At 68.6% G+C, this 25219-nt stretch carries 27 protein-coding genes and 1 tRNA gene; 13 read left to right on the forward strand and 15 right to left on the reverse strand.

Annotation, left to right across the window (positions count from 1 at the left end):
• Positions 1 to 42: 42 nt before the first annotated feature.
• From J3476_RS07455 to J3476_RS07475, 5 genes are all read right to left on the reverse strand, one after another.
• Positions 43 to 116, reverse strand: a tRNA-Leu gene (locus J3476_RS07455).
• A 360-nt stretch (positions 117 to 476) separates the two neighbouring features.
• On the reverse strand, positions 477 to 1013 hold the full coding sequence (locus J3476_RS27860; protein ID WP_286182712.1) for a hypothetical protein: 537 nt from the start codon (positions 1011 to 1013) through the stop codon (positions 477 to 479).
• A 219-nt stretch (positions 1014 to 1232) separates the two neighbouring features.
• Positions 1233 to 1442 carry a hypothetical protein gene (locus J3476_RS07465; RefSeq protein WP_207065858.1) on the reverse strand — a complete coding sequence of 70 codons (210 nt, stop codon included), beginning with the start codon at positions 1440 to 1442 and terminating at the stop codon, positions 1233 to 1235.
• Between the two features lie 11 nt (positions 1443 to 1453).
• Entirely contained in the window at positions 1454 to 1711 is a 258-nt protein-coding gene (locus J3476_RS07470; RefSeq protein WP_207065859.1) for a Rho termination factor, read from the reverse strand.
• Between the two features lie 70 nt (positions 1712 to 1781).
• Positions 1782 to 2963, reverse strand: a complete 1182-nt coding sequence (locus J3476_RS07475) for a zinc-dependent alcohol dehydrogenase (protein WP_207065860.1) — start codon at positions 2961 to 2963, stop codon at positions 1782 to 1784.
• Positions 2964 to 3060: 97 nt separating this feature from the next.
• Between J3476_RS07475 and J3476_RS07480 the strand changes: the two genes are divergently transcribed.
• Together J3476_RS07480 and J3476_RS07485 are read left to right on the forward strand one after the other, a co-directional pair.
• On the forward strand, positions 3061 to 3561 hold the full coding sequence (locus J3476_RS07480; protein WP_207065861.1) for a flavin reductase family protein: 501 nt from the start codon (positions 3061 to 3063) through the stop codon (positions 3559 to 3561).
• Entirely contained in the window at positions 3558 to 4268 is a 711-nt protein-coding gene (locus J3476_RS07485; protein WP_207065862.1) for a pyrimidine reductase family protein, read from the forward strand. Before J3476_RS07480 ends, J3476_RS07485 begins: the two co-directional genes overlap by 4 nt.
• A gap of 5 nt (positions 4269 to 4273) precedes the next feature.
• Here the strand turns inward: J3476_RS07485 and J3476_RS07490 are convergent, their stop codons facing one another.
• Entirely contained in the window at positions 4274 to 5131 is an 858-nt protein-coding gene (locus J3476_RS07490) for an SDR family oxidoreductase (RefSeq protein ID WP_207065863.1), read from the reverse strand.
• Positions 5132 to 5185: 54 nt separating this feature from the next.
• On the reverse strand, positions 5186 to 5716 hold the full coding sequence (locus J3476_RS07495) for a DUF6328 family protein (RefSeq protein WP_207065864.1): 531 nt from the start codon (positions 5714 to 5716) through the stop codon (positions 5186 to 5188).
• Positions 5717 to 5823: 107 nt separating this feature from the next.
• On the opposite strand from J3476_RS07495, the gene J3476_RS07500 reads away from it, so the two are divergent.
• The 9 genes from J3476_RS07500 to J3476_RS07535 all read left to right on the forward strand — a co-directional run bounded on the left by J3476_RS07500 (position 5824) and on the right by J3476_RS07535 (position 14887).
• Positions 5824 to 6093, forward strand: a complete 270-nt coding sequence (locus J3476_RS07500) for a DUF4235 domain-containing protein (RefSeq protein WP_207065865.1) — start codon at positions 5824 to 5826, stop codon at positions 6091 to 6093.
• 75 nt (positions 6094 to 6168) lie between these two features.
• Complete coding sequence (locus J3476_RS07505; protein ID WP_207065866.1) at positions 6169 to 6411, forward strand: hypothetical protein; 243 nt, start codon at positions 6169 to 6171, stop codon at positions 6409 to 6411.
• A gap of 372 nt (positions 6412 to 6783) precedes the next feature.
• Positions 6784 to 6885, forward strand: coding sequence for a potassium-transporting ATPase (locus tag J3476_RS07510; protein WP_207065867.1), 102 nt, complete (start codon positions 6784 to 6786; stop codon positions 6883 to 6885).
• Positions 6882 to 6968 (forward strand): potassium-transporting ATPase subunit F, encoded by an 87-nt coding sequence (locus tag J3476_RS28175; protein ID WP_373889040.1) that lies wholly within the window; start codon positions 6882 to 6884, stop codon positions 6966 to 6968. Before J3476_RS07510 ends, J3476_RS28175 begins: the two co-directional genes overlap by 4 nt.
• On the forward strand, positions 6968 to 8623 hold the full coding sequence (gene kdpA, locus J3476_RS07515; RefSeq protein ID WP_207065868.1) for a potassium-transporting ATPase subunit KdpA: 1656 nt from the start codon (positions 6968 to 6970) through the stop codon (positions 8621 to 8623). Before J3476_RS28175 ends, kdpA begins: the two co-directional genes overlap by 1 nt.
• Complete coding sequence (gene kdpB, locus J3476_RS07520) at positions 8623 to 10767, forward strand: potassium-transporting ATPase subunit KdpB (RefSeq protein ID WP_207065869.1); 2145 nt, start codon at positions 8623 to 8625, stop codon at positions 10765 to 10767. Before kdpA ends, kdpB begins: the two co-directional genes overlap by 1 nt.
• Before the next feature lie 2 nt (positions 10768 to 10769).
• Positions 10770 to 11630 carry a potassium-transporting ATPase subunit C gene (locus tag J3476_RS07525; RefSeq protein ID WP_207065870.1) on the forward strand — a complete coding sequence of 287 codons (861 nt, stop codon included), beginning with the start codon at positions 10770 to 10772 and terminating at the stop codon, positions 11628 to 11630.
• A 33-nt stretch (positions 11631 to 11663) separates the two neighbouring features.
• Complete coding sequence (locus tag J3476_RS07530) at positions 11664 to 14198, forward strand: DUF4118 domain-containing protein (RefSeq protein WP_373889038.1); 2535 nt, start codon at positions 11664 to 11666, stop codon at positions 14196 to 14198.
• Complete coding sequence (locus J3476_RS07535) at positions 14195 to 14887, forward strand: response regulator (RefSeq protein WP_207065871.1); 693 nt, start codon at positions 14195 to 14197, stop codon at positions 14885 to 14887. The genes J3476_RS07530 and J3476_RS07535 overlap by 4 nt, the downstream gene beginning before the upstream one ends.
• Positions 14888 to 14917: 30 nt before the next feature.
• Here J3476_RS07535 and J3476_RS07540 read toward each other — a convergent pair whose 3' ends face one another.
• From J3476_RS07540 to J3476_RS07550, 3 genes are read right to left on the reverse strand one after another with little or no spacing between them, the layout of a single operon-like run.
• Positions 14918 to 15580, reverse strand: coding sequence for a TrkA family potassium uptake protein (locus tag J3476_RS07540; protein ID WP_286182713.1), 663 nt, complete (start codon positions 15578 to 15580; stop codon positions 14918 to 14920).
• On the reverse strand, positions 15573 to 16910 hold the full coding sequence (locus tag J3476_RS07545) for a TrkH family potassium uptake protein (RefSeq protein ID WP_207065873.1): 1338 nt from the start codon (positions 16908 to 16910) through the stop codon (positions 15573 to 15575). Before J3476_RS07545 ends, J3476_RS07540 begins: the two co-directional genes overlap by 8 nt.
• Positions 16911 to 16934: 24 nt before the next feature.
• Positions 16935 to 17801, reverse strand: coding sequence for an alpha/beta fold hydrolase (locus J3476_RS07550; RefSeq protein WP_207065874.1), 867 nt, complete (start codon positions 17799 to 17801; stop codon positions 16935 to 16937).
• A gap of 37 nt (positions 17802 to 17838) precedes the next feature.
• On the opposite strand from J3476_RS07550, the gene J3476_RS07555 reads away from it, so the two are divergent.
• Both J3476_RS07555 and J3476_RS07560 read left to right on the forward strand, forming a co-directional pair.
• Complete coding sequence (locus tag J3476_RS07555) at positions 17839 to 19710, forward strand: propionyl-CoA synthetase (protein ID WP_207065875.1); 1872 nt, start codon at positions 17839 to 17841, stop codon at positions 19708 to 19710.
• A 92-nt stretch (positions 19711 to 19802) separates the two neighbouring features.
• The gene (locus J3476_RS07560) at positions 19803 to 20276 is read left to right on the forward strand and encodes a DUF4383 domain-containing protein (RefSeq protein ID WP_207065876.1); all 474 of its coding nucleotides are present in this window, start codon (positions 19803 to 19805) and stop codon (positions 20274 to 20276) included.
• Between the two features lie 470 nt (positions 20277 to 20746).
• Here J3476_RS07560 and J3476_RS07565 read toward each other — a convergent pair whose 3' ends face one another.
• From J3476_RS07565 to J3476_RS07585, 5 genes are all read right to left on the reverse strand, one after another.
• Positions 20747 to 21700, reverse strand: coding sequence for a Ppx/GppA phosphatase family protein (locus J3476_RS07565; RefSeq protein ID WP_207065877.1), 954 nt, complete (start codon positions 21698 to 21700; stop codon positions 20747 to 20749).
• Positions 21691 to 22182 (reverse strand): DUF501 domain-containing protein, encoded by a 492-nt coding sequence (locus J3476_RS07570; protein ID WP_207065878.1) that lies wholly within the window; start codon positions 22180 to 22182, stop codon positions 21691 to 21693. The genes J3476_RS07565 and J3476_RS07570 overlap by 10 nt, the downstream gene beginning before the upstream one ends.
• Positions 22175 to 22933, reverse strand: coding sequence for a septum formation initiator family protein (locus J3476_RS07575; RefSeq protein WP_207065879.1), 759 nt, complete (start codon positions 22931 to 22933; stop codon positions 22175 to 22177). The genes J3476_RS07570 and J3476_RS07575 overlap by 8 nt, the downstream gene beginning before the upstream one ends.
• Positions 22934 to 22936: 3 nt before the next feature.
• Positions 22937 to 24226: a phosphopyruvate hydratase gene (gene eno / locus J3476_RS07580; protein ID WP_207065880.1), complete on the reverse strand. Its 1290-nt coding sequence runs from the start codon at positions 24224 to 24226 to the stop codon at positions 22937 to 22939.
• A gap of 98 nt (positions 24227 to 24324) precedes the next feature.
• On the reverse strand, positions 24325 to 25074 hold the full coding sequence (locus tag J3476_RS07585; protein ID WP_152518456.1) for a lytic transglycosylase domain-containing protein: 750 nt from the start codon (positions 25072 to 25074) through the stop codon (positions 24325 to 24327).
• Between the last annotated feature and the right edge of the window lie 145 nt (positions 25075 to 25219).

Below are 25219 nucleotides of genomic sequence, written 5' to 3' on the forward strand. Positions count from 1 at the left end.
ACATGTTCAAGCCGCAATCGCGCCCTAGCTGGGATTTTACGGTGCCCCCAGTCGGACTCGAACCGACACTTGACGGATTTTAAGTCCGCTGCCTCTGCCAATTGGGCTATGGGGGCTGACCGACGCTGATCCTATCGGCAACGTCAGCCGGCCCCGGAGCCCGAGTCAGCGCTTCGGGACTCCCGTCTACGACAGCGCGCAGCCGACCAGCACCGGCCGGTGTCCCCTCCGAATCCATCACCCTTGTTGACGTATCGGGCGAGGTTGCCGGGGAACACGGCGCAAAGGACGCGGCGATCAACCGGTCCGCCAGGACCCTGTCGCGGCGCAGCGCTAACCCTGGCCGCGAGCAGGGTCTGCACCCCAGCCGCAAGCCCATCACCACCCGGTCGTCATACCGACCTGGGCACCTGCGCCCGGAACGTCTCGCGACCCCAGAACAGGTTGCTCAGCCCCGGTCCGACGGTGTCATGGCCTCAACTCGTCGGCGGCTCGTAGGGGACTTCGGGATGGTCTCGGTGCCAATCCTTTTGGCGGTCGTGGGCCTTGCGGTGATTCATCACGACCCAGGTCATACCGCCGCCGATCAGCAGCACTGCCAGCACTACACCGATGGTGCCGAACATCGGCTCCCCGGTGGCGAACGCGGCGAGACCGAAGAAGAACGCCACGACGCCGACGCCGGTTGCGATCAGACCCGGCGCGTTGACGCCGGCTTTCATGGTTTCACCCGCGTGTTGGCGGGCGGTGCGGGAATGATCGACCGGATCTAACGAATTGTCAGGCATGAGAGCTCCTTTCGCGGCCAAGCTAGTGCAGGGCGGATATTCCGTGTTCTTCAGCGTGCGGGCCCGATGCACCGCGTTGCGCGCCACCGCAGCGGTGGCAACGGCCAAGGCCTCGGGCACCTCGTCGAGGTCGTCATCGCCCTTGGAGTGCATGGGCTCACCGCTCCAATAGGTGCCGCCTCGAGCGGGGACGGTGGAACCGATGTCATTGACCGCCTGGAACACCTCGGCGGTGGTCTTGCGCGCAGTCCGCGGCATGGCCGCGCGCCGTCTCGAACAGGTGCTCGGCAATGAGTTGGCTACTCGACGGTGCCCGGCTCTTCTTCAGGCTGCATACCAGCCCCGGGAGCGTATCGGTGTCGTCGCGGCAGTCACGCTCAGACAAATACCCGAGCGATGCCTCGCGAAACGATCCGAGACGCGGGGTCACAGGGACGCAATAATTCACCTCGCGCGGCGGGTCACCTGCTCGTCTTCCTCGAACGCGACCCGGTCTTCGGGTCCGTCACCGAAAAACCGGTAGGTGCCCGCGTGAGTGTCCTCCATCAACTGAATTTCGCTGACGGTCAACCACCGGTTGGCCGCCGGATCGGCGATGACGTCACCCTTGCGGATTTCACTGGGCGCCACCGTCTCGACGTCGTCGTTGTCCACGCCGACCTGCCTCAGTGGTCGCGCAGCTTGGAGATCAGCTTGTCCTTGGTCAGCCGCGAATAGCCATGGAGACCCAACTCTTTGGCCCGCTGCTTGAGATCACCCACGGTCCAGTAGTCGTAGGACTGTGACCTGCCGCCGCGCCGTCCGACCGTGGTCGCACTCGTGCGGGCCGTGGCGTTCGCGACACGTGCCGCTTTCTGTTTGGAGTTTCCTTCGCGCCGAAGATCCTGGTAGAGCTTCTCGTTCTTGATCGATGAGTTCGGCATCGGCTCGCCCTCCTCTCGCTGTCACTGAGCTGTAGGTTTTCCCTCGCCAGCAGCGACCAAACACGGCGCCTCAGGGCTGCAGGATGACCTTGACGGCTCCGTCCTGTTTCTTCTGGAAGATGTCGTAGGCGTGTGGTGCCTGCTCGAGGGGCACCGTGTGCGTGGCGAAGGTGTCCACACCCAGCGGGTCCTCGTCGGTGAGCAGCGGCATGATGTCGTCCACCCACCGCTTGACGTTCGCCTGCCCCATCCTGACCTGGATCTGCTTGTCGAACATCGTCATCAGCGGAAGCGGGTCGGCCATGCCGCCGTACACGCCGATCAGCGACACGGTGCCGCCCCGGCGGACGGTGTCGATGGCGGTGTACACGGCGTCGAGCCGGTCGATTCCCGCCGTCTTCATCATCGGCTTGGCGATCATGTCCGGCATGAACGCGGTCAGCGTCTGCGCGGCCTGCGCGACCCGTGAGCCGTGGGCCTCCATGCCGACGGCGTCGATCACCGAGTCGGTGCCACGCCCGTCAGTCATCGAGCGCACCGCATCCCCGACCGTCCCGTTGACCTGTTTGAGGTCGATGGTCTCGATGCCGCGGGTCGCGGCCCGCTGCAGCCGCTCGGGTACGCGGTCGACCGCGATCACCCGGAAACCGTGATGCTGGGCGATGCGCGCCGCCATGTCGCCGATCGGTCCGAGCCCGAGCACGGTCACCGATCCGCCCTTCGGCACGTCGGCGTACTCCACGGCCTGCCAGGCGGTGGGCAGCACGTCCGACAGGTAGACGAACCGCGAATCGGGCGGTCCATCAGGAACTTTGATGTGGGTGAACTGGGCTTGCGGCACCCGCAGATACTCGGCCTGCCCGCCGGGAACCGAACCGTAGAGCTCGGAATATCCGAACAGCGCGGCTCCGGTGCCCTGCTCACGCACCTGGGTGGTCTCGCACTGGGTATAGAGCTTCTGGTCGCACATGTAGCAGTGGCCGCACGAGATCTGGAACGGGATGACCACCCGGTCACCCACCGACAACTCCGACACCTCGGAGCCCACCTCGGTCACCACACCCATCGGTTCGTGGCCGAGGATGTCGCCTTCGTTCATGAACGCGCCGAGCACCTCGTACAGATGCAGGTCGGACCCGCAGATGTTGGTGGAGGTGATCTCGATGATCGCATCGGTCGGCTGCTCGATCGTGGGATCTTTGACGGTGTCGACGCGGACGTCGCGGCGACCATGCCAGGTGACTGCCTTCATGACCTGCAGCGGTACCCGTCCCTCGGGCCGTGAAACCCCAGCCCGACACGGTCAACGGCACGTTTCGAACACAGCCGGAACGGCAACGCACACTGCCATGGTTGAAGCAGACGGCAGCGCCGCCTTCGACGATCTGGTCTCGCTGCTGGACTACCCGATGTTCATCGTGACCACGGCCTCCGACGGGCACCCCGCCGGCTGCCTGGTTGGCTTCACGTCCCAGACCAGCATCAACCCGCCGCGCTTCCTGGTTGGCTTGTCGCGCAAGAACCACACATTCGGCGTCGCGCAGAGCGCCGACCATCTGGCCGTCCACGTCCTGCCCCGCGAGGAACTGCCGCTGGCCCGCCTGTTCGGTGGCACCACGGGCGACACCTCCGACAAGTTCGCCCAGTGTGAATGGCACACCGGTCCACAGGGCATGCCGATTCTCGACGCCGCACCGGCCTGGTTCGTCGGGCGCGTGCTGCGCCGATTCGACGTCGGCGACCATGTCGGCCACCTCGTCGAACCCGTCGCGGGCACGGCGCCTGACACCCTCGGCGAGCTGATCTCGTTCTCCGACGTGCGCGATGTCAGCCCGGGACACAACGCATGACCAACCTGGCGACCGTGGCCCCCGGCACGGCTGTCGAGGACTACGGCTACCGTCCCGCGCCGGTGGGCGTACGGGCGAACATGATCTTCAGCGCCGACGGGGCCGCCGGGTTCGCCGGGCACGCCGGTCCGCTGTCCTGCGCGGCCGACCAGCAACTGCTGCTGGCGCTGCGGGCCTACGCCGACGTCGTCCTCGTCGGCGCGGGCACGGCGCGCGCCGAGACGTACGGCCCGGTGAAACTCAGCGACGACCATCGCCGTCAGCGCGTGGAACTCGGCTTGGGGTCCGAGCCGCCTCCCCTGGCGGTGGTGTCACAGAGCGGGCGGCTGCCGGCGACGATGCTGGGCTCCTCACCGCCGCCGATCCTGCTCACCAGCGCCCGCGCCGCGCACGCCGAACGCGTGGCCGAACTGCCCTGCGAGGTCATGGTGTGCGGTGAGGACAGTGTCAACATCACCGACGCGGTGGCCCAGCTGCGTAGCCGCGGCGACGGCCGCGTGCTGTGCGAGGGCGGTCCGACGCTGCTGGACGAGCTGGTCGCCGCCGATCTGGTGGACCAACTGTGCGTGACGATGGCGCCCGTCCTGGCAGGCTGCCAGCCCCTGGGCCAGGCCGCCGCCCCGATGGCCTCACCCACCCGGCTGCAGCTGGAGCAAACCTTGGTCGACGACGCGGGATACGTCTTCCTGCGGTACGGCCGCCCGTAACCCGTTCAGCCGGGCAGGGTTTCACCGCCGATCGGAGCGAGGACCTCACCGCTGTAGTACGACGACAGCCGCCCGGCGGCGAAGAACACATAAGACGGTGCGATCTCGTCGGGTTGGGCCGGACGGCCCATCGGGACATGCTCACCGAACGACGAGGTGCGCTCGGCGTCCATGGTGGCCGGGATCAGCGGCGTCCAGACCGGGCCCGGCGCAACGCAGTTCACGCGAATGTTGCGTGGCGCCAGGGACTGCGCCAGCGAGTACGTCAACGCCGTCACCGCGCCTTTGGTCGCCGAGTAGTCCATCAGCGTCTTGTTGCCGCGCAACCCGTTGATCGAGCCGGTGTTGATGATGGCTGACCCGTCGGGCAGATGCTTGAGCGCGGCCTTGGTGACGTGAAAGAAGCTGTCGATGTTCACCGCGAAGGTGTGTCGCCACTGCTCGTCGCTGATCTCGGTGAAGTCGTCGACCGGGGCCTGGAAAGCGGCGTTGTTGACGACGATGTCCAGACCGCCGAGCTGTTCGACGGTCTGCTCGACCACGTCGCGGCAGTGCGCGGCGTCGGCGAGGTCGCCCTCCAGTGGTATCCCCTTCTGTCCGGCGGCCTCGATCAACGACACGGTGTGCGCCGCGTCGGCGGCCTCGGACAGGTACGCGATCGCGACGTCGGCGCCCTCCTTGGCGAACGCGACGGCCACCGCGCGTCCGATCCCGGAATCACCGCCGGTGATCAGTGCGCGCTTTCCCGCCAGCAGACCGGTCCCGACGTAGCCGTGCATCTCGTCCAACGGGGGTTCGGCCATGTCGGCGGTGTGCCCTGGGTAGGGAATCACCCCGTCCGGGGTCACGTTGTCGTTCGCCATTGCGCCTCCCTCGTCTGCGGTCGACGCCGCATACCCCTGTCGGCGTCGGCGAAACTACGGGGTGCGGGGCTCCGACTCCTGCGGTGTGCTCGGCTCCGTGCGCCGCATCGCCAACGGCAGCACCAACCAGAACCCGGCGAACACCACCAGCGCACTGGCACCGGCGACCATCGCGGGCAGCGTGCCCACCACGGTGTAGAAGATGATCATCGTCATCCCCGAGACCGCCAGGCCGAGCAGCAGCACACCGGCGTAGGCGCTCTTGTGCGACGCCGACACCAGGCTGCGCAGCCGGTGCTGGCGGAACAGCAAACGGTGCATCGCCACCGGCGCGACGAGCAGCGCGGTGGACAGCACCGCGGTGCAGACGGTCACCAGATAGACCACCCGCATGGGTCCGCTGAGGATGTCGAACCGGCCCTGGAACGGCAGCGTCAGCAGAAAGCCGGTGAGCACCTGCACCCCGGTCTGCACCACGCGCAGCTCCTGCAGAAGGCTGTTCCAATTGCGGTCCAAGCGCTCCATCTCGGTTTCCCGGCGACCGCGGTAGAGCTGTTCGTCCTCGGTGCGGGGATCGCCAGCCATGGTCCGATCATGGCACGTCAACGGCCGTGGCAGCCAGGTTTGACCCGCTGTGGGCTCGGGTATGCGCCGAGTCGCCCGACGAAATCACACCTCTGTGGGAGCCGGCAATGAGCAAACTTTCCAGAAACCTCTACATCCCGTTGTCCACCGCCGCGAGCATCGGTGGTGGCTTGTTGGCCGGCAAGATCTTCAGCACCGTCTGGCAGCAGATCGACGACAACGACCCACCCGATCCGCAGGACCTCGAGCAACCCATGACCTCGGCTCTGGTGGCCGCAGCGCTGCAAGGTGTGGTGTGGGGTGTGGTGCGCGCCGTCGTGCAACGCGCCGGTGCGCACAGCTACCAGGCCATCACCGCGGAACGGCCGCCGACATAGCATCGTCACCCATCTCATAGCCGATCCACAGGTTCCGGTGAGCAGTCTCTAAGCCGCGTGTCGCACCGTGGGACCATGGCTCACACATCGCACGATCGGAACGCCGCCACCCAGCGGATCTGGTGTGGCGCTCTTCTCGCACTCACCGGCAGCCTCGCGATCCTGCTGCTGGCCACGCCAGGAGCCGTGGCTCCGGCGCTGTACTGGGCGGTGTCATCGATCGCGCTACTCACCGCCCTGGCGGTAGTGGCCGCCGGCGAATGCGCCTGGGAGCGCATGGTGGCCAACGCCCGCGCCGCCGGCGTGGTAGCGCGCTGACTCGCGGCGCTCACCGCGTCGGTTCAGGAACCGAACGGTGAGCAGGATGCTGCCTGGAATCGCCAGGAGCACCAGCACTGCCAGCAGGTCGGCCATCACGTACCTCTTCTCTCATCGCGATCGTCCGTCACGAACAACATGCCCATCTGTACGGGCCCCGCGAACCGACCAATAGTCATCTCTGCGGATTCTTGACGCAGCACCCGCCCGTCCTGACGGCTCCTTGACGGCGCGCAAACAGACCGTCAAAACCCCCACCGGGGCCGTCAAGAATCCGTCAAGGTCCAGCTCTACCTGCCGCAACCGGGCATACGTTGGCCGCTGCCCCCGCACGGGGCGCGACAACGAAAGCAGGAGTGCTGATACCCCGTGATGACCCTGATGTCGGCCGCCGGCTACCTCGCGCTGACAGTGGCGATCTTCGCCCTGTTCGCCCTGGTCCAGAAGGCGCTGGAAAAGTTGGAAAAGCCGTGAGCCAGAACATCATCGGCCTGGCACTGGCCGCGCTGGCGACGGTGTTCCTGTTCGCGACGCTGCTGTTCCCCGAGCGCTTCTGATGAGCGCGATGTTCGTACTGTCGCTGGTCGTCGCGCTGGCCGCAGTCCACGTCCCGCTCGGCGACTATCTACACCGCGTGTACACCACCAGCAGCGACTGGCGCATCGAGACAACCGTCTATCGGTTGATCGGTGCCGACCCGAAGGCCGAACAGAACTGGGGGTCCTACGCGCGCAGCGTGCTCGCCTTCTCCGCGGTGGGCGTGCTGTTCCTGTTCACACTGCAACTCGTCCAGCACCGGCTGCCCTGGGCGTTGACCGACCCGGCCACCGAGATGACCCCCGCGCTGGCCTGGAACACCGCGGTCAGCTTCGTCACCAACACCAACTGGCAGGCCTACTCCGGCGAGTCCACACAGAGCCACCTGGTCCAGATGGCCGGGCTCACCGTACAGAACTTCGTCTCGGCCGCCGTCGGCATGGCGGTCGCGGTCGCGTTCATCCGGGGTCTGGCCCGCCGCGGCACCAGCGAACTCGGCAACTTCTGGGTCGACCTGGTGCGCGGCGCCTTCCGCGTCCTGCTGCCCCTCTCGGTGATCGGAGCCGTCGTCCTGCTAGCCGGTGGCGTCATCCAGAACTTCTCCGTGCACGAGCAGGTGGTGAACACCCTCGCGGGCAGCCAACAGACCATTCCCGGCGGGCCCGTCGCCAGCCAGGAGGTCATCAAGGAGCTCGGCACCAACGGCGGCGGCTTCTTCAACGCGAACTCGGCACACCCGTTCGAGAACCCGACCGCCTGGACCAACTGGGTGGAGAACTTCCTGCTTCTGGTGATCGCGTTCTCGATGCCGCGGGTGTTCGGCCGGATGGTCGGCAGCCCCAAGCAGGGCTACGCCATCGTCGCGGTGATGGGCCTGATCGCCGCCGCGAGTGTCAGCCTGACCATGCTGGTGCAGCTGCAGCACCACGGCACCGTCCCCACCGCGGTCGGCGCCGCCACCGAGGGTGTCGAACAACGCTTCGGCGTGGCGACGTCGGCGGTGTGGGCGGCCAGCACGACGCTGACCTCGACCGGTGCGGTGAACTCGTTCCACGACTCCTACACCAGCCTCGGCGGCCTGATGACGCTGTTCAACATGCAGCTCGGCGAAATCGCCCCCGGCGGAGTCGGTTCGGGCCTGTACGGGATGCTGATCCTGGCGATCATCACCGTCTTCGTCGCCGGCCTGATGGTGGGCCGCACCCCCGAGTATCTCGGAAAGAAGATCAGCCCGCGCGAGATCAAGCTGGCAGCAACGTATTTCCTCCTCACCCCGCTGATCGTGCTCACCGGCACCGCGGTCGCCATGGCGTCGCCCACCGCGCGCGCCGGCATGCTCAACACCGGCCCGCACGGCCTGTCTGAGGTGCTCTACGCGTTCACCTCCGCCGCCAACAACAACGGGTCGGCGTTCGCCGGCCTCGGCGTCAACACCACCTGGTACAACACCGCCCTCGGAATCGCGATGCTGTGCGGGCGCTTCCTGCCGATCATCGTCGCGCTGGCCCTCGCCGGTGCACTCGCACGACAGGGCAGGGCCCCGGACTCGGTCGGCACACTGCCCACCCACCGACCTCAGTTCGTCGGCATGGTCACCGGCCTGACGGTGATCCTGGTCGGCCTGACCTTCCTGCCCATGCTCGCGCTGGGCCCCCTCGCCGAAGGACTGCACTGATGACACTGGCCACAGATCAATCCCCGACCCACTCCCGCACCGAACCGCAGTCGCGCGGCGCGCACCGCAGCGCCGTGCTCGACCCCCGTCTGCTGTGGGGATCGCTCCCGGATGCGGTACGTAAGCTGGACCCCCGCACGCTGTGGCGCAACCCGGTGATGTTCATCGTCGAGATCGGCGCGCTCTGGAGCACCGTGCTGGCCGTCATCGACCCGTCGTGGTTCGCGTGGCTGATCGTCGGATGGCTCTGGGCCACCGTGGTGTTCGCCAACCTCGCCGAAGCCGTCGCCGAAGGCCGAGGCAAGGCCCAGGCCGAGAGCTTGCGGAAAACCAAGACCGCCACCACCGCCCGCCGCCTCACCGGCTGGGCGCCCGGGATCGCCGGAGACGAAGAAGAGGTCGCCGCACCCCTGTTGCGCCAGGGCGACGTGGTCGTCGTCGAGGCCGGTCAGACCATCCCCGGCGACGGCGACGTCGTCGAAGGCATCGCCTCGGTGGACGAGTCGGCCATCACCGGCGAGTCCGCACCCGTCATCCGCGAATCCGGCGGAGACCGATCGGCGGTCACCGGAGGCACCACCGTGCTGTCCGACCGCATCGTCGTCACGATCACCCAGAAACCCGGCGAGAGCTTCATCGACCGGATGATCGGACTCGTCGAGGGCGCCAACCGGCAGAAGACCCCGAACGAGATCGCCCTGAACATCCTGCTGTCCTCGCTGACCATCATCTTCGTGTTCGCCGTCGTCACGCTGCAGCCGCTGGCGATCTACTCCAAAGCGAACAACCCGGGCGTCCCGGACAGCCTGGCGCTCAACGCCGACGGCGTCACCGGCATCGTCATGGTCGCACTGCTGGTGTGCCTGATCCCCACCACGATCGGGGCGCTGCTCAGCGCCATCGGCATCGCCGGAATGGACCGGTTGGTGCAGCGCAACGTGCTCGCCGTGTCCGGGCGCGCGGTCGAAGCCGCCGGTGACGTGAACACGCTGCTGCTCGACAAGACCGGAACCATCACGCTGGGCAACCGTCAGGCCGCCGAGTTCATTGCACTGCATGGGGTTTCACCGGACGAACTGGCCGACGCCGCGCAGCTGTCCAGCCTGGCCGACGAGACGCCGGAGGGCCGCTCGGTCGTCGTGTTCGCCAAACAGCGCTACGGGCTGCGGGCACGCACGCCCGGAGAGCTGACCGGCGCGTCCTGGGTCGAGTTCTCGGCGACCACCCGCATGTCAGGCGTGGATGTCGACGGCCACTCGCTGCGCAAGGGTGCAGTAGCCGCTGTCGCGCAATGGGTGACGACCCACGGCGGTGACGTCGACGCGGAAGTGTCCGCGGTGGCCGACGAGGTCGCCGCCACCGGCGGCACGCCCCTGGCAGTCGGCGAGATCAGAGACGGTGCGGCTCGGGTCCTCGGTGTCATCGCGCTCAAGGACGTCGTCAAGCACGGCATGCGGGAACGGTTCGACGAGATGCGCCGGATGGGCATCCGCACCGTGATGATCACCGGCGACAACCCGTTGACCGCCAAGGCGATCGCCGACGAGGCCGGGGTGGACGACTTCCTGGCCGAGGCGACACCGGAAGACAAGATGGCGCTGATCAAGAAGGAGCAGGCCGGTGGCCGGCTCGTCGCCATGACCGGCGACGGCACCAACGACGCGCCAGCCCTGGCGCAGGCCGACGTCGGCGTGGCGATGAACTCCGGCACCTCGGCGGCCAAAGAGGCCGGCAACATGGTCGACCTCGACTCGGACCCGACCAAACTCATCGAGATCGTCGAGATCGGCAAGCAGTTGCTGATCACGCGCGGTGCGCTGACGACATTCTCGATGGCCAACGACATCGCGAAATACTTCGCGATCATCCCGGCGCTGTTCGTCGGGTTGTTCCCCGGGCTCGACCTGCTCAACATCATGCGGCTGCACAGCCCGCAGTCGGCGATCCTGTCCGCGGTCATCTTCAACGCGCTCGTCATCGTCGCCCTGATCCCACTGGCGCTGCGCGGAGTTCGCTACACCCCCAGCAGCGCCTCGAAGTTGCTGAGCCGCAACCTGTCTCTGTTCGGACTAGGCGGCATCATCGCGCCGTTCATCGGCATCAAGGCGATCGACCTCGTCATCCAACTCATCCCGGGAATGTGACCATGAAGCCGTCCAGCATCGTCCGCCAGCACTGGGCCGCCCTGCGCGCGCTGCTGGTGCTCACCGTCGTCCTCGGCCTCGCCTACCCCGCCCTGGTGTGGCTCGTCGCCCAACTCCCGGGGCTGTCCGACCGCGCCGGCGGCTCCCTGATCGAGGCCGGCGGGCGCGTCGTCGGCAGCAGCCTGATCGGGCAGTCGTTCACCGACGCCGACGGCAACCCGCTGCCGCAGTACTTCCAGAGCCGACCGTCGGCCGCGGACTACGACGGGCTGTCGAGCGGGGCAAGCAACCTCGGCCCGGAAAGCGTCGTCGACACCCCCGAGGCGGCCAGCCTGCTGAGCACGGTGTGCACACGCAGCGCCGAGATCGGCGAGCTCAACGGTGTCGACGGCTCGCGACCGTTCTGCACCGGCGGCGGTGTCGGGGCTGTGCTGTCGGTGCTCGGTCCCCGCGCCGCCGACGGCACCGTCACCGAACCGACCCGGGTCGTCAGCGTCAACGAACCCTGCACGACGACCCCGGCGCCGTTCGTCGCCACCTACGAGGGCGTGCGCGTCGAATGCGCCCGCGACGGTGAGGACTACAGCGCAGGTCAGATCGTGCCGATCCGCGGGACCGCGCCCGCCGACCCCGCGGTGCCCGCCGACGCCGTCACCGCCAGCGGTAGCGGCCTGGACCCGCACATCTCGCCGGAGTACGCCGAACTGCAGGCCGGCAGAGTCGCCGCGGCGCGCGGGCTGGACGTCGACGACGTCCGCAGGTTGGTCACCGAGCACACCGAGGGCCGCACCCTGGGCTTCCTGGGTGAGCCCCGGGTGAACGTGCTGGAGCTCAACCTGGCGCTGGACCGGTTGGGCCGATGAGCGCGGTGCCTGCGGCGCCGCTTCGCGGTCGCGGTGGGGCCCGGCGTGGATGATGAGCATGTGACCTCGTCCGAGCGCCGCGACAAACGCGGGGAGCTGCGCATCTACCTGGGTGCGGCACCCGGCGTCGGCAAGACCTACGCGATGCTCGGCGAGGCACACCGCCGGCTCGAGCGCGGCACCGATGTCGTCGCCGCGGTGGTCGAGACACACGGCCGCAAGAAGACCGCCGAACTGTTCGACGGCATCGAGACCGTCGCCCCGAAGCTGATCACCTACCGCGGGCGCGAATTCGCCGAACTCGACGTCGAGGCCGTGCTGGCGCGCCGACCGCAGGTGGTCCTGGTCGACGAGCTCGCCCACACCAACACCCCGGGCAGCCGGAACCCGAAGCGATGGCAGGACATCCGCGAGCTACTCGACGCCGGCATCACCGTCATCACCACCGTCAACGTCCAGCACCTGGAAAGCCTCAACGACGTGGTCACCCAGATCACCGGTATCGAGCAACAGGAAAAGGTGCCCGACGACATCGTGCGCGCCGCCGACCAGGTGGAGTTGGTCGACATCACCCCGGAAGCGTTGCGGCGCAGACTGGCCCACGGCAACGTCTACTCCCCCGACCGCATCGATGCCGCGCTGTCGAACTACTTCCGGCGCGGCAACCTGACCGCGCTGCGCGAGCTGGCGCTGCTGTGGCTGGCCGACCAGGTCGACGCCGCCCTGGAGAAGTACCGGGCCGACAACAAGATCACCGAAACCTGGGAGACCCGCGAACGCGTCGTCGTCGCCGTCACCGGCGGGCCCGAATCCGAGACGCTGGTGCGCAGAGCGTCTCGGATCGCCTCCAAGTCGTCGGCCGAGCTGATGGTCGTGCACGTGGCGCGCGGTGACGGGCTCTCCGGAGTCTCCGCCCCGCAGATGGGCCGGGTGCGGGAGCTGGCGACCTCGCTCAGCGCGTCGGTGCACACCGTGGTCGGAGACGACGTGCCCGCCGCCCTGCTGGACTTCGCCCGCGAGATCAACGCCACCCAGCTGGTGCTGGGCACCTCCCGACGGTCCCGGTGGGCACGGATCTTCGACCCGGGTATCGGCACCACCGTCGTGCAGCGCTCCGGCACCATCGACGTGCACATGGTGACGCACGAGCAGGCCGGCGGGCAGTCGGTGTGGGCCCGGCTCACCCCGCGCGACCGGCACGTCACGTCGTGGCTCGCCGCGCTGGCGGTGCCCGCCGTGATCAGCGCGATCACGGTGCTGCTGCTGGACCGCTTCCTGGGCATCGGCGGAGAGAGCGCATTGTTCTTCATCGGCGTGCTCGTGGTGGCGCTGCTGGGAGGCGTTGCCCCTGCGGCGCTTTCGGCGGTGCTGTCGGGCATGCTGCTGAACTTCCTGCTCACCGAGCCGCGGCACACGTTCACGATCGCCGACCCGGACAGCGCCATCACGATCGTGGTGCTGCTGGTGGTCGCGGTGGCGGTGGCCGCGCTGGTCGACGGCGCGGCCAACCGGGCCCGGGAGGCGTCCCGCGCCGCCCAGGAAGCCGAGCTGCTGGCACTGTTCGCCGGGTCGGTGCTGCGGGGCGCCGACCTGGACACGCTGCTGGAGCGGGTGCGGGAGGCGTACTCCCAGCGTTCGGTGAGCCTGGTGCGCGACACGACCGTCGTCGGCTGCGCGGGCAGCGACCCGTGCGTCACGGTCGACGACGCCGACACGGTGATCGACGTCGGCGCCGAGCACGAACCGGTGGAGTTCCGCATGCTCATGGCCGGCCGCAAACTCGCCGCCCGCGACCGCAGGGTGCTTCTGGCGGTGGCGAATCAGGCGGCCGGGCTGGTCAGGCAGAAGGAGCTGGGCGAAGAAGCCGGCAGGGCCGTGGCGATCGCCCAGGCCGACGAACTGCGCCGCTCGCTGCTGTCGGCCGTCAGCCACGACCTGCGCACCCCGCTGGCCGCGGTCAAGGCCGCGGTGTCCAGCCTGCGCAGCGACGACGTCGGCTTCTCTCCCGAAGACACCGCCGAACTGCTGGCCACCGTCGAAGAATCCACCGACCAGCTGACCGCGCTGGTGGGCAACCTACTGGACTCGTCACGGCTGGCCGCAGGCGTGGTGAGCCCGCAACTTCGCCGCGTCTATCTCGAAGAAGCGGTCCCCCGAGCGTTGCTGGGCATCGGCAGGGACACCCCGGACCGGGTGAAGGTGGACGTCGGCGACACCGTCGTCTACGCCGACAGCGGGCTGCTGGAGCGGGTCCTGGCCAACGTGCTGGACAACGCGCTGCGCTACGCCCCGGATGCGCCGGTGCGGGTCACCGCGGGCCGGCTCGGCGACCGGGTGCTGATCGCCGTCGCCGACGAAGGCCCCGGCGTGCCCGGCGGCGCCGACCTGTTCGCCCCGTTCCAGCGCCTCGGCGACCACGACACCCGCACCGGCGTCGGCCTCGGATTGTCGGTGGCCCGCGGTTTCGTCGAGGCGATGGGCGGCACCATCACCTCCACCGACACCCCCGGCGGCGGGTTGACCATCGAGATCGACCTGCCCGCTCCCACCCCCGGGGCGCAGCCGTGACGCCCCCCAAGACCCGGGTACTGGTCGTCGACGACGAGCCGCAGATCCTGCGTGCATTGCGGATCAACCTGTCGGTGCGGGGTTACACCGTCGACGTCGCCGCCACCGGAACCGCGGCACTGCACATCGCCGCCGAACACAAACCCGACGTGGTGATCCTCGATCTCGGCCTGCCCGACATGTCGGGCATCGAGGTGCTCGCCGGGCTGCGCGGCTGGCTCTCCGTCCCGGTGATCGTGCTGTCGGCGCGCAGCGACTCCTCCGACAAGGTCGAGGCCCTCGACGCCGGCGCCGACGACTACGTCACGAAACCCTTCGGCATGGACGAGTTCCTGGCCCGGCTGCGGGCCGCCGTGCGCCGTGGCGCCAGCGGCACCGACACCGAGCAGCCCGTCGTGGAAACCGCGTCGTTCACCGTCGACCTGGCGGCGAAGAAGGTCGTCAAGAACGGCGCCGAGGTGCACCTCACCCCGACCGAGTGGGGCATGCTCGAGATGCTGGTGCGCAACCGCGGCAAGCTCGTCGGCCGCGAGGAATTGCTGAAAGAGGTGTGGGGCCCGGCCTATGCCAAGGAAACGCATTACCTACGCGTCTATCTGGCGCAGCTGCGCCGCAAGCTCGAAGACGACCCGTCACACCCGGTGCATCTGCTCACCGAGGCCGGCATGGGCTACCGCTTCCAGCCGTGACACCCGCGGCGCATACGGCCGCGGCTGCGCTCAACTGAGTGCGACGACTCGGTCGATGTCTTCGACACGGCCGCTGATCAGGATGAGGTCGTCGTACGCCAGCTCGGTTTCGGCTGTTGCGTAGGTGAATTCACCACCCTTGGCCTTCACCGCCACGACGGTGACGTGATACTTCGACCGCAGCCGTGTCTCACTCAGCGGGGTACCGACAAAGGGATGCGGCGGACGCACCTTGGCGATCGCGAAATCGTCATCGACCTGCATGTAGTCCAGCAGCTGCCCCGACACCAGATGAGCGACCCGCTGGCCGGCCTCGCGCTCCGGGTAGACGACGTGCCCGGCACCGATGCGCTCGAGGATTCTGCCGTGATGGTCGCTGACCGCCTTTGCCCAGATGTCCTCGACCTCCATCTCCACCAGCATCGAGGTGATCAGGATGCTGGCCTCGATATCGGTGCCGACGGCGACCACGGCGCGATAGAACTCGTCGACGCCCAATTCGCGCAATGTGTCCAGATCGGTGCAGTCCGCGGCGACCACCCTCGTGAGATGCCCGGCCAGGCTCTGCACCAGCTTGGTCGACTGATCGATGGCCAGCACCTCGATACCGCGACGGGTCAACTCGAGCGCTATCGCACTTCCGAAGCGCCCCAACCCGATCACCACAACCGGTTCCTTGTCGACGTCAGCCAACATTGATCCTTTCCATCGGGAGCTCGTAGCGACGGCCGCGCTGTCGCAGCGCCAAGGCCGAGGCCAATGTGATCGGGCCGATGCGGCCGACGAACATCAGAACGATCAGCAGCAGTTGGCCGGGTTGGGGCAGGTCCGCGGTGATCCCCGTCGACAAGCCGACCGTGCCGAACGCCGAGACCACCTCGAACAGCACTTCTTCGAACGCCAGCGACGTCTCGGCCAACAGCACGAAGGTCGACACCCCGACCAACAACACCGACACCAGCACCACCGCCAGCGCCTGACGCTGGTTGTCCGGCGGGATCTGCCGTGGACCGACATTCACCCGATCCTCGCCGCGTAGTTCCGCCCAGACCACCACGGCCAGCAGGCCGAATGTCGTCACCTTGATCCCCCCGGCGGTCCCCGCGGTGCCGCCGCCGATGAACATCAGGAAGTCGGTGAAGAACAGGCCCTCGGGTGTCATCGCACCGATGTCGATCGCGTTGAATCCGGCCGTGCGCGGCATCACCGCGGAGAAGAAGGCGGCCAGCAGCCGGGTGTTCGGCGGCAGCGCACCCAACGTATCCGGGTTGTCGTGCTCGACGTAGGCAAGCGCGACCGTGCCGGCCACGAGCAGTGCCACCGTCACCCACACGGTGACCCGCGTGGTCACCGACCACGACTTCGGCTTGCGCCATGCCCTGGCCAGCTCGAAGATCACCGGAAACCCCAGACCGCCGACGATCACCGCACCTGCGACAGTGAGCATGATCCACGCGTCCCCGACGAAGCCGGTCAAACTGTCTGAATACAGCCCGAAACCGGCGTTGTTGAACGCCGAAATAGCATGGAAGACACCGTAATAGAGCGCCTCGCCGGCGGCCATGTCGGTGGTGCGCATGAACCGGACCGTGAGGACCGCCGCCACCACGAGCTCACTCGCGACGGCGAACAGGGTGACGTTGCGGACCACCCGGCCGATGTCGCGCACCGTCAACGCGTGAGTCTGCGCGGCGGCGATCAGCCGTGCACGCAGACCGAGCCGACGCGACAGCAGGACCAGGGTCAGCGAGGCGACGGTCATTATGCCCAGCCCGCCGATCTGGATCAGTACCAGGATGACGACCTCGCCGAACCCCGACCAGTACGTGGCGGTGTCGACGACGACGAGCCCGGTGACACACACCGCCGATGTGGAGGTGAACAGCGCCTCCATCACGCTGGCCCGCTCACCGGCTTCTGTGGCGATCGGCAGCGACAACAGCACGGCGCCCAGCGCGATGGCGGCGAGGAACGAGCCCGCGATCACCAGCCCGGGATGGCGGAATCGATCGTTGGTGGCCATCAGGCGCTGCCGGTCGCCGCGCCCCTAGCTCGCCGGCACCTCCGCGGCCAGCTTGATCAGCCGGTCGCGCACCAGATCCGGGCGCTCGTCGACGATGAAGTGCCCGCCGTCGATCAACTCCAGCGTGTAGTCGTCGGCGCGGGCCGTCTCGGCCGCGGCCAGTTCGGGCGCGATCGCGGCATCATTCTTGCCGAACAGCACCCGGGTCGGGACCGTCGAGCGTCGCCGTTCACCGGATCGGGTCATCCGCGGAATCTCCCGGACCAGGAACGTGCGGTACGTGTCGCGGGCGGTGCGCGCCACCACCGGGTCGCGGAACCGCTCGGAATACACCCGCGCGGTCTCCGCGTCGACCTCGGACACCTGCCGGTAGACGCGGTCCAGGAATGCGGTGTGGCGCTGCACCGGCACCCCGGCGATCGCGATGAGCGGCTGATACATCAGGAACCGCCAGGCGTGGCGCGCCATCACTTTCGGCGGCACCCACGGATGAGCGATATTGAGCGCCAGGTAGCCGTCGATGCGCTCGGGCACCCGCAGCGTGAGCAGGTGCCCAAGGAAGCCACCCCAGTCGTGCCCGACCAGCAACACATGCTCCAGACCGAGGGCATCCATCAACGCCACCAGGTCACTGACCACGTCCTCCTTGGCCCACTTGTGCGGCGCCGGGCCCGACCAGCCGTATCCGGGCAGGTCGGGGGCGATGATCCGCAACCCGGGGGGCGGGTCGGCCAGCAAATCCCGGTACACCCAGTGGTGCTGCGGCCAACCGTGCAGCGCCAGCACCGGACGACCGTCTTCCGGACCGGCCTCCGACACGTGGAATCGCACCCCACGCGCCTCCACGAAGCGCCGGCGTACTGCCCGAATGGATGGGGGTTGGCTCGTCATGACCCGAAGACTATCGGCAACGCGCTACGGTGCCGATATGCCCGGGTACCGCGACCTGTTCGACGCCAGCATCACCGACCCCGCCGGCTTCTGGGCCGACGCCGCCACGGCCGTCACCTGGACCCGCGAACCGCAGCGCATCCTCGACGACAGCAACCCTCCGTTCTACCGCTGGTTCCCCGACGCCGAGCTGAACACCTGCGCCAACGCCCTGGACCGCCACGTCGAATCGGGCCGCGCCGAACAGCCGGCGCTCATCTACGACTCCGCCGTCACCGACACCAAGCGCGTCTACACCTACGCCGAGCTGCTCGACGAGACCGCCCGCTTCGCCGGTGCCCTGCGCGGCCTGGGCGTCGGCAAGGGCGACCGGGTCGTCATCTACATGCCGATGATCCCCGAGGCCGTCATCGCGATGCTCGCGTGCGCGCGGCTGGGCGCGGTGCACTCCGTGGTGTTCGGCGGCTTCGCCCCACACGAACTGGCGGTGCGCATCGACGACGTGCGCCCGACGGTGATCGTGTCCGCCTCGTGTGGCATCGAACCCACCCGCGTGGTCGAGTACAAGCCGATGCTCGACGCCGCGATCGCCGCGGTTGAGCACCCGCCCACGCATTGCGTTGTGGTGCAACGTGACCGGCACCGCTGCGACCTCATCGAGGGCCGCGACGTGGAATGGGCCGACGTGATGGCTTCGGCTCAGCCGGTGGACCCGGTGCCCGTCGCCGCGACCGACCCGCTGTATGTGCTCTACACCTCGGGCACCACCGGCAAGCCCAAGGGCATCGTCCGCGACAACGGCGGCCACGCAGTAGCGCTGCTGTGGAGCATGCGCCACATCTACGACATCGCCCCCGGCGAGGTGTTCTGGGCCGCGTCCGACGTGGGCTGGGTCGTCGGCCACTCCTACATCGTCTACGCACCGCTGCTCCTGGGCGCCACCACCGTGCTCTACGAGGGCAAACCGGTCGGAACCCCCGACCCGGGCGCGTTCTGGCGGGTCGCCTCCGAGCACGGGGTGAAGGCGTTGTTCACCGCCCCGACCGCGATCCGCGCGATCCGCAAGGAAGACCCCGAAGCCAAGTACCTGGCCGACTACGACCTGTCGGGAATGAAATATCTGTTCCTGGCCGGCGAGCGCCTGGACCCCGACACCTACCACTGGGCCACCGACAACCTCGGCGTCCCGGTGATCGACCACTGGTGGCAGACCGAGACAGGATGGGCCATCGCCGCCAATCCGATGGGCGCCGAAGCACTTCCGATCAAAGCCGGCTCGCCGACCGTACCCATGCCCGGCTACGACATCCATGTGCTGCACGACGACGGCAACCGCTGCGAGGCGGGTGAGGAAGGCGCGATCTGTATCCGGCTGCCGCTGCCGCCGGGCACCCTGCCCACGCTGTGGAACGCCGAGGCGCGCTACGAGGCGTCGTATCTGTCCGAACACCCCGGCTACTACCTGACCGGCGACGGCGGCCGCTATGACGAAGACGGCTACCTGTTCGTCATGGGGCGCATCGACGACGTCATCAACGTCGCCGGACACCGGATGTCCACCGGCGCGATCGAGGAGGTACTCGCCACCCACCCGGCGGTGGCCGAGTGCGCGGTGATCGGCGTACCCGACGAGATCAAGGGGCAGGCGCCCCGCGGGTTGGTCGTCGTCAAGTCCGGCGCCTCCACCGACGGGCTGGCTGAGGAGCTGGTGCGGCTGGTGCGTGACGAGATCGGTGCCGTCGCGGCGTTCCGGTTGGTCGATGTCGTCCCGGCGCTGCCGAAGACCCGCTCGGGCAAGATCCTGCGCAAGACACTGCGCGGGATCGCCGCCGGCCGGGACGAACCGGTGCCGTCGACCATCGAGGACCCCGGCGTCCTGGACACCCTCGCCCCCATCCTGCGCTCCTGACCGGTTGCGCCGCAGGTGTTATCCGCGGCGCGAGGGTGGGTACCTCTTCCACACGATCGTCAATTTCGTCGACGTGGGAGGGAGGGTGGCTCGTGGCGTCACAACCCAAGTACATGGCGGTGCAGGGCGCGGCCCTGATCGTCGCGGCGGCGTTGACGTTGATCGGGCTGCTCGGCTTCATCCCGGGCGCCACCGCGAATGTCGGCGAGCTCGCATGGGCCGGGCAGCATTCGGGGGCAACGCTGTTCGGCGTGTTCGTGGTGTCGGTGCTGGTGAACGCGTTTCACCTGGTGCTCGGCGGTCTCGGGTTCGCGATGGCCCGGACGTATTCCGGTGCTCGCGCGTATCTGCTCCTCGGCGGGGTGCTCTACCTGGGCCTGTGGCTCTACGGGCTGCTGGTCGAGCGGGGCAGCGACGCCCACGTCGTCCCCCTGAACAACGCCGACAACTGGCTGCACCTCGGCATCGGCGCGATGATGCTGTTGCTGGCCGTCACCCTCGGCGGGCAGCGGGACCCGACGAAGCGGCGGATCCGGCGCCGTCCGCACCTCGGCGCGGCCGCCTGACCCGCGCCGGGGCACTGGGCCGTCGGCCCACCTGGGGACTCGCCGGGGCACTGGGCCGTCGGCCCACCTCGGGACTCGCCGGGGCACTGGGCCGTCGGCCCACCTAGGGACTCGCCGGTCAGCCCTCGCAGCGGGAGTACGGTTTCTGATGCAATTCGGGCTATTTCCATCACAATGCGTACTTTCGCGAGGCTCTCGCGGGCGATCGCGCGCTTCGCGGCGCTCGGGCGCCCGGGCGCGCTGCCCCACGGACAGGAAGTCGGTAAGGGCGGCGAGAGCGGCACGAGCCGCAAGAGCCCATCTCGGTCAGACCTCTGCAGCGGGAGTACGGTTTCTGACGGAAATCGGGCTATTTCCATCACAATGCGTACTTTCGCGAGGCAAGCCCGGGCGCGCTGAGGTGCCATCGCGATAAAAGCCCGGGTGCGCGAGACAGCTCAGCCTCTCAAGGCGCTCACCCAAGAGAGAGCTCAACCTATCGACAGGGCGATGCCGTCGAGGATGTCGTGCTCGCTGACGACCAACTCGTCGACACCGGCCCGCTTCTGCAGCGCCGCAGCCAGCTCCTGCACCACGATCGCCCCGCCGCCGATGACGTCGACGCGGCCCTCGTGCATCGGCCCCAGGGCGGCGCGCTGCTGACGGGTCATCACCAGCAGTTCCGCGCACACCGGCAGCAGCTCGTCGAACCCCACCCGCGACAGGTGAATGGCGTCGGAGTCATAGGTGGTCATCTTCAGCGCCAACGCGGCCAGCGTCGTCATCGTGCCTGCCACCCCCACCCAGGTGTGGGCCTGCTGCACCGGCACCACCCGCAGCGCCTCCTCGAGCGCCTCGCGCACCACGACCCGCGCCGACTCGACCTCGTCGGCGGTGGGCGGATCGGAATGCAGACAGCGCTCGGTCAGCCGCACGCATCCGATGTCGGCCGAATAGCCGGCAGCAACCTCAGCCGAATCCCCGGAGCCCAGCACGACTTCGGTGGAGCCACCGCCGAGATCGACCACCACGAAAGGCCCGGCAGCACTGTCGAGTTCACCGACCGCCCCGCGGAAGGACAGCTCGGCCTCCTCGGTACCGGTGATCACCTCGGCCACCGCGCCGGGCACCACCGTACCCAGCACCTCGGCGGTCATCGCGAAGAACGCATCCCGGTTGGCGACATCGCGGGCCGCTGAGGTCGCCACCATCCGGACCGCTTCGACTCCGTGCTCGCGCATCATCTCGGCGTAGTCGACCAGAGCGAGCTGCGTGCGTAGCAGCGCGTCGGGCGCGAATTCGCCGGTCGCGTCCACGCCCTGGCCGAGCCGGACGATGCGCATCTCGCGGTGCAGGTCCGCCAGCCCGCCGCCGGACACGTCGGCGATCAACAGCCTGATCGAGTTGGTGCCGCAGTCCACGGCCGCCACCCGCGTCACGTCCACACCGCTGGATCCAGGATCCCGGCCATCCCCGGTTCGGCGGCCAACACCGCCAGCGCCTCGTCTCCAAATGGGTTCACTCCCGGTCCTTTCGCCAATGAGTGGGCAATCACGACATGCAGGCACTTGACGCGATCCGGCATGCCGCCGCCGGAGAACGTCGTCCCCAGGGACTCGATCGCGTCCCGCTCGGCCAGATACGACTCGTGCGCGCGTCGATAGGCGGCGGCCAACTCCGCATCCTCCTCGAGGCGCTCCGTCATCTCCCGCATCAGACCCGCCGACTCCAGCCGGCTCGCCGCGGCTGTCAGCGCCGGGTGGGTCAAGTAGTACAGCGTCGGAAACGGTGTTCCGTCAGGCAGTCTCGGCGCGGTCTTCACGACGGCTGGTTCGCCGTTGGGGCATCGATAGGCGATCTCGAGGACACCGCGGGGCTCTCGACCCAGCTGCCCGGCGACGGCGTCGAGATCGGCTTGCTCAACCACCGGGAAGCGGCGCGCCGGACGCGGGTGGTTCGGGGGCGACGGGCGGCGGCGCACCGGGCGCACCCGGCGGAGTGGGCGGCACCGTCGGAGGCGCGCCGTGAGGCTCGTCGGCGATGGTGTGCCAAAGCGCGGTGTACCACGGGGCCCCGCTCGCGGCCTGCTGTGCCTGCTCGGCCGGCGACCCGGGCAGCTCCGCCTGCGGCGGCAGCTGCACCTGGTAGGGAATCTCGCCGGGCATCACGAACCCCAGCCGCTCACGGGCCTGCGCAGCGATGAACACCGGGTCGGCGAGCTTGTCCTTCTGCTGCTCGAGTTCGGCGATCTGGGCGCGCAACTGAGCTTCAGTGGCCTGCAGCTGCTTCATCTCCGTGCGCTGACCGAAATACGTGCGCACCGGGCCGGCGATCGTCAACGTCAGCACGCACACCACCGCGGCGAGGATCGCCGCCCGCCGCGCCGCCGACCCGAAGCGCTGCTCGGCGGCCTGCTCTGCCGATGTGGCGATGACCTCGCGCACCGAACCGGTCGCCGGCGCCTGGACGTCGTCCCCGCCGTGGGGTTCGACGGGCACGACCTCCTTGCCCGTGCGTGGCGCGGCGTCCTTCGAAACGCCCGGTGCAGCCTCTTTCGGGACGCCTGGCGCGGCATCTTTCGGCGCGCGCGGCGCGGTACGGCGTGACGTCCCCCGCGGTTTACCCGGCCGGGACGCCGCACCCCGGCGCCTCGGGTCGGGCCGTTTCGCGTCGGGCACGGGCTATGTGGTCTCCGGCGTGTAGCGCGGGAAGGCCAGGTCCCCGGCGTAGCGCGCGGCGTCGCCGAGTTCCTCCTCGATGCGCAGCAGCTGGTTGTACTTGGCGACGCGCTCGCTGCGCGCCGGCGCACCGGTCTTGATCTGGCCGCTGCCGACCGCCACCGCCAGATCGGCGATGGTGGTGTCCTCGGTCTCGCCGCTGCGATGGCTCATCATGGTCTTGTACCCGGCGTTGTGCGCCAGAGCGACCGCATCGAGCGTCTCGGTCAGCGTGCCGATCTGGTTGACCTTCACCAGCAGCGCGTTGGCCGCGCCCTTCTCGATGCCGTCCTCGAGCCGCTCGGGGTTGGTGACGAACAGGTCGTCGCCGACCAACTGCACCTTGTCGCCGATCGCGGTGGTCAGCGTCACCCAACCGTCCCAGTCGTCCTCGGACAGCGGATCCTCGATCGACACCAGCGGGTAGCCGCCCAGCAGATCCTCGTAGAACGCCGCCATCTGCTCAGCGTTGCGGGTCTCCCGCTCGAACGCGTAGCCGGTTCCGTCGGTGTAGAACTCGGTGGCCGCGACATCGAGCGCGAGCGCGACGTCGGCGCCGACCTTCAACCCGGCGGCCTCGATCGCCGAGCCGATCAGATCCAGCGCAGCCTTGGTGCCGGGCAGATCGGGGGCGAAACCGCCCTCGTCGCCCAGCCCGGTCGCCAGACCCTGCTTCTTGAGCACCGACTTCAGCGCGTGGTACACCTCGGCGCCCCACCGCAGCGCCTCCTTGAAGCTGGGCGCGCCGATCGGGGCGATCATGAACTCCTGGACGTCGACGCCGGTGTCGGCGTGGGCGCCGCCGTTGATGATGTTCATCATCGGCACCGGCAGGATGTGCGCGTTGGGTCCGCCGATGTAGCGGAACAGGGGCAGCTCCGCGGCCTGCGCGGCCGCCTTGGACACCGCCAGCGACACCCCGAGGATCGCGTTGGCGCCCAGCCGGGACTTGTCCGGGGTGCCGTCGAGGTCGACCAGGGCCTGGTCGACCAGGCGCTGCTCGTCGGCGCCGAGACCGATCACCGCCGGGGCGATCTCGTCGAGCACCGCCTCCACGGCCTTCTGCACACCCTTGCCCAGGTAGCGCGGTCCGCCGTCGCGCAGCTCGACGGCCTCGTGCTCACCGGTGGAGGCACCCGAGGGCACCGCGGCGCGGGCGACCGTGCCGTCCAGCAGGCCGACCTCGACCTCGACGGTCGGGTTCCCCCGGGAATCGAGGATTTCGCGGGCTCCGACCTGCTCGATGATGGGCACTGGTGCCTCCTAGCTCTCGGGGACGTGACGGGTTGACGATCTCGGATCGGGAACGGCCTCGGCCATGAGCCTAGAGCGTGGCCGCTGCGCCGGCGTGCTCAGAGGGCATGTCCGTTCGCATAGGCCGTGGCCCAGTCACGGACGTTGCGCGCGTACTGGTCGGACAGGTTGTAGGCGCGCAGCGCATCCATCCAGCCCCGCGGGGTGGACAGATCCTTGCCGCGCCAGCACAGATAGCCCGCCGCCGACAGCGCGGCGTCGTCGATGTTGTCGGCGCTGATGTCGCCGTCGTTGTTGGCGTCCACCCCGTAGAGCCGCCACGTCTCGGGGATGAACTGCATCGGCCCCATCGCGCGGGCGTAGGGCTCGTCGCCTTTGTCCTCGACGGCCGGGTCGTGGCTGACGGAGTCGTGGTCGAGAATCTCCAGGTTGCCGCCGGTGCCGTCGAGCAGCACGCCTCGGATGGGGGGCGAGACGTCACCGTTGGCGGCGATGTCGGCCCCCCGGTAGGTGCCGTGATGGCTCTCCACCTGGCCGATACCCGCCAGCGTCGTCCACGCCAGGTTGCAGTCCGGATTCTCCACCTGAGCGACGCGGGCGGCGTAGGCGTACGCCTCCAGCGCCGTGACCGGGATGCCCAGCGCCGGGGCGCGCTCGGCGGCCCACTGATGCAGCTGGTCGGCGGGCCTGCCCGAGGCGTAGGTGTCGATCTGCGGAACCGGATCACCCGCCGGCGGCGGCACCCCCTCAGGAATGCGGCTGCCCATCTGCCACGAACAGCTGGCAGCCATGAGCAGCGCTGTCGCGCCGATCACGGCCACCGCCTGCAGCCACCGCACCCGCGTCACCGGTCTCCTCACAACCCACTCTGGTTGTCATCCATGTTCCCATGCAGTCAAGGAATTGCGGCTGACCTGCGCATGCAGGCGTGGGACGAGAAAAATCACGATCGCTGACGCCTCGGCGGCCGCGTCAGGTCAGGCACCTTTACGC

The sequence above is a fragment of the Mycobacterium sp. PO1 genome (genome assembly GCF_017312405.1).
GTDB lineage: Bacteria > Actinomycetota > Actinomycetes > Mycobacteriales > Mycobacteriaceae > Mycobacterium.

Coding starts and splice junctions, on each gene's coding strand:
- J3476_RS07470 (WP_207065859.1), bottom strand. CDS start 1,711: ATGCCGAACTCATCGATCAAGAACGAGAAGCTCTACCAGGATCTTCGG.
- J3476_RS07475 (WP_207065860.1), bottom strand. CDS start 2,963: ATGAAGGCAGTCACCTGGCATGGTCGCCGCGACGTCCGCGTCGACACC.
- J3476_RS07480 (WP_207065861.1), top strand. CDS start 3,061: ATGGTTGAAGCAGACGGCAGCGCCGCCTTCGACGATCTGGTCTCGCTG.
- J3476_RS07485 (WP_207065862.1), top strand. CDS start 3,558: ATGACCAACCTGGCGACCGTGGCCCCCGGCACGGCTGTCGAGGACTAC.
- J3476_RS07490 (WP_207065863.1), bottom strand. CDS start 5,131: ATGGCGAACGACAACGTGACCCCGGACGGGGTGATTCCCTACCCAGGG.
- J3476_RS07495 (WP_207065864.1), bottom strand. CDS start 5,716: ATGGCTGGCGATCCCCGCACCGAGGACGAACAGCTCTACCGCGGTCGC.
- J3476_RS07500 (WP_207065865.1), top strand. CDS start 5,824: ATGAGCAAACTTTCCAGAAACCTCTACATCCCGTTGTCCACCGCCGCG.
- J3476_RS07505 (WP_207065866.1), top strand. CDS start 6,169: ATGGCTCACACATCGCACGATCGGAACGCCGCCACCCAGCGGATCTGG.
- J3476_RS07510 (WP_207065867.1), top strand. CDS start 6,784: ATGACCCTGATGTCGGCCGCCGGCTACCTCGCGCTGACAGTGGCGATC.
- kdpA (WP_207065868.1), top strand. CDS start 6,968: ATGAGCGCGATGTTCGTACTGTCGCTGGTCGTCGCGCTGGCCGCAGTC.
- kdpB (WP_207065869.1), top strand. CDS start 8,623: ATGACACTGGCCACAGATCAATCCCCGACCCACTCCCGCACCGAACCG.
- J3476_RS07525 (WP_207065870.1), top strand. CDS start 10,770: ATGAAGCCGTCCAGCATCGTCCGCCAGCACTGGGCCGCCCTGCGCGCG.
- J3476_RS07545 (WP_207065873.1), bottom strand. CDS start 16,910: ATGGCCACCAACGATCGATTCCGCCATCCCGGGCTGGTGATCGCGGGC.
- J3476_RS07550 (WP_207065874.1), bottom strand. CDS start 17,801: ATGACGAGCCAACCCCCATCCATTCGGGCAGTACGCCGGCGCTTCGTG.
- J3476_RS07555 (WP_207065875.1), top strand. CDS start 17,839: ATGCCCGGGTACCGCGACCTGTTCGACGCCAGCATCACCGACCCCGCC.